At 43.9% G+C, this 4,144-nt stretch carries 1 pseudogene; it reads left to right on the top strand.

The features are described 5' to 3' along the window. Positions 1-418: 418 nt before the first annotated feature. Positions 419-4,144, top strand: a pseudogene (locus DES35_RS11220) (right-handed parallel beta-helix repeat-containing protein); the annotation flags it as partial.

The following is a 4,144-nucleotide window of genomic DNA, read 5'->3' as shown; positions in this document are numbered from 1 at the left end:
CTCAGCCACCTGCCCTCCGGCAGCTATCTGCTCAGAGTCCACTCCACTGCAGGTATAATCAACCGAAAACTGACCATCGCCAAATAACCCACTTGTCATCCGAAATTTCCTAAATCCGCCTCAGTGATATGAGGCGGATTTTTTTATTTAAGTAGCTCATCTCCGCAAAAAATCAAAAAGCCTCTTTTATATACGACACCAGATTGACCTTCGGCTATTTATAATTTATTGCTTTGTATGACAAATATTTTGTTAAATTTGAAAACAAATCTACATAAATTAAAAGCATAATATGCTTATTTACAAATTCTATACAGAGTAAAATTCAATTTTATACACCCAAAAAACCAATTATTTAATAATTAATTAAATGTAAAGTCAGATCGTATTACTTAACTTTAACAAAATTTAAAAAAATATGAAAAAAATTTACAAAGTCATTCTAAAAAGTTTACTTTTATTTTTAACATCTGTCTCGTTTATCCATGCACAGTATTTTACATTTACCACTGTGCCACCATTGTCAGGTGGAGGGAACACACTTGGGGGAATATGCTTTAACCTGACTACCAACAAACCTGTCATTATCGATAGTTTGTTAAGTTCTTTCTCAACCTCCTCGGGTGTTGCCACAATTTGGTATAATCCGCAAAAAATCAATGGACAACCAGCAGGAATCAATGCTGCCAACGGATGGATTCAGCTAGGACAATCCTCCTCATTTAACGGAATAAGCCCTGCAAGTACCAACCCAGTACCTCAGGTAGTGCCAGCATCTGTAGGGGTCATTATGATGCCAGGTGATACTTTTGGTTTTGCCATTCATTGGACCGGCAATGTATTTTCTACCACTAATACCAATATCCCCACTTTCACGGACGGAACCATAACCATAATTGTAGATGGCAACAGTGCCTTTACCTTCAATCCCGGACAGACTTCTTTTTTCAATCCTCGTCAGCTGAACGGTGGGGTGATGTATCGCCTTTTAAATCTGGCGCCAAACGATGCCGGAATCGTCTCTATTGACTCTCCCCAAACCTTTTGCCCCGGCATCCACAACGTAGTCGCTACTGTAGCAAATTTTGGCAATAATACCATAAACAACGTAACTGTCAATTGGTCTGTCAACGGCGTACTTCAAAGCCCGGTTTCAGTCAATACACCTCTCGACACTTTTGGTACATCAAACAACACCATTCAAGTAACTCTTGGCTCATTTAATTTCTCTTCAACGATCCCTTATACCATAAAAGTATGGACATCCAATCCCAATAATACTCTCGACACCAATAATATAAACGATACTCTGACTGTAGTAAGAACACCTGCTGTCTCAGGTACTTTTACAATAAATAAAAATGCTCCCTCCTCAGCCACAAATTTTCAATCTTTTACAGATTTTGCCAATTTCATCAACTCAGCCGGAGTCTGCGGTCCGGTCACCGTCAATGTAGCTCCAGGCTCAGGCCCTTATCTGGAAAAAGTATCGTTTGGCGAAATCAATGGAACATCTCCTGCTAACTCGATTGTAATAAATGGTAATGGAAATACCCTGAGCTATACCTCACCAGTATCAACTGATAGAGTCACACTTGAGCTCAATGGAACCAAATACATGACCATCGACTCCCTGACCATCCGCAGCGACTCAGGTGCTCAAGGTTTTAGCGTGCTATTTAGAAACGGGGCTGACTGGAACGTAATAAGGCGCTGTTCCATTATCTCGAACACCACCTCCACATCGACCGTCTATGCCGGTATCGCCTTCAGCAATTCCACTACATCCGCTATATCATCCGGCCCCAATGGCAACAACAACCTGATCGAAAACAACGTAATCATCGGCGGATACTACGGCATCACAAACGTGGGACAATCCTCCGCAGCCAGAGCTCAAGGCAATAAAATCATCAACAACGTAATCAGAGATTTTTACCTCTACGGAATATATGGACTAAACCAAGATGATTGGGAAATCTTTGGCAACGACATCAGCAGACCCACCCGATCCACTGTTTCAACCTTCTATGGAATCTACCTGGGCACCAGTGGCAGCGGTGTCAAAGTCTTCAACAACCGCATCCACAATGCACATGGCGATAATCCCTACTCGATGTCGTTTACTTCCTATCCAATATTCTTTAGTGCAGCTGCAGGTACTGACACCAATCCCAATATCATTGCCAACAACCTGATATACGACATCCAAACCAATGGAATTTTTTATGGAATCTATCTGTCAGGTGCAACCAACCACACCAAAATTTTCCATAATACGATCATATTTGATGCTCCGTCAAACACCACGTCAAGCTCTGCTACCCGCATGATCTGGGTGGCCGGTGCAGTCTCAGCCGGAGTCGAAATCAGAAACAACCTCTCCTACCTCTCCAGACCCGGCACCGGCGACAGAATCCTTACCTACATCAGCAATGCCACCGCTCCCATATCCGTAAGCAACAATGCATACTTCAAAGACCCTAATGTCAGCATGACGTTAGTTTCCTTCTTCCGCGGAAGCGCCGTCAATACACTGGCTGATTTTCAAGCCCTTGGGTTAGACAGCGCCAGTGTAATGGCCGATCCCCAATTTATAAATCCGGCTCTTAATCAATACATTCCTACCAATCCTCAAGTCAACGGTATCGGTAAAAATTTGCTGGCATTAGTGCCGTTTGACTTTGATAGTGTCCCAAGGTCCGCCTTTCCAGATCCTGGAGCTTTTGAATTTGACCCACCGCCTGGCCCCAATCCCGGACTACAATCCTTCATTCAACCCACCGGACAAATCTGCGGTGATTCCGCTACGGTTGAAGTTAGAGCCGTAAATATCGGTCAAGACACTGTCAATACGTTGACAATTCAATGGAGTGTAAATTCTGTAATTGCCGGAACCGTCACATGGACAGGTGTATTGCCCTCTTCCGGATTTGTAGATATCCTGTTGGGTAAATTCTATGTCTCTGATACAGTTATTTATAATATAACTGCTACCATCACAGCCAGCGGCCCGGGTGTAGATACAGACCCCACCAACAATACCGTCGAATTGTTGGGAATAAGAAAAGGTCTCTCAGGTACATACACCCTAAACTCGCTTATGGCTCCTTCCGGTAGCAATTTTGTCAGTTTTACCGATTTAGCAGAAGCTCTAAACAATTACGGAGTCTGTGGCCCGGTGACCGTCAATGTAGCACCTTTCTCAGGGCCTTATCTGGAAAAATTCGAGTTGGGCTCTGTCAATGGCACTTCCTCTACGAATACCATCCAAATAAACGGAAATGGAAATACCCTCGAATATGTAGCCCCCAACACCAACGATAGAGCTACAATAGTACTCAACGGCACCCAATATCTGACCATTGACTCTCTTACAGTGATTGCTAGTGCCGGCGACTGGGGATTCGGAATGCTGTTTACCAATCAGGCTGACTGGAATGTTGTTAGGAATTGTTCCATAATTTCCAACACCAATTCGACTTCGACATTTTACGCAGGCATAGCTTTCAGCAATAGCACTTCATCCGCCATATCAACTGGCCCCAATGGCAACAACAACCTGATCGAAAACAACGTAATCATCGGCGGATACTACGGCATCACAAACGTGGGACAATCCTCCGCAGCCAGAGCTCAAGGCAATAAAATCATCAACAACGTAATCAGAGATTTTTACCTCTACGGAATATATGGACTAAACCAAGATGATTGGGAAATCTTTGGCAACGACATCAGCAGACCCACCCGATCCACTGTTTCAACCTTCTATGGAATCTACCTGGGCACCAGTGGCAGCGGTGTCAAAGTCTTCAACAACCGCATCCACAATGCACATGGCGATAATCCCTACTCGATGTCGTTTACTTCCTATCCAATATTCTTTAGTGCAGCTGCAGGTACTGACACCAATCCCAACGTCATTGCCAACAACCTGATTTACGACATCCAAACCAATGGAGTTTTTTATGGAATCTATCTGTCAGGTGCAACCAACCACACCAAAATTTTCCACAATACGATCATATTTGATGCTCCGTCAAACACCACGTCAAGCTCTGCTACCCGCATGATCTGGGTGGCCGGTGCAGTCTCAGCCGGAGTCGAAATCAGAAACAACCTCTCCTACCTCTCCAGACCAGGC

It is taken from the genome of Schleiferia thermophila, assembly GCF_003337435.1.
In the GTDB taxonomy this organism is placed as follows: domain Bacteria; phylum Bacteroidota; class Bacteroidia; order Flavobacteriales; family Schleiferiaceae; genus Schleiferia; species Schleiferia thermophila.
The sequence above is the reverse complement of the archived record's forward strand: the minus strand, read 5'-3'. Positions and strand labels throughout refer to the sequence as shown.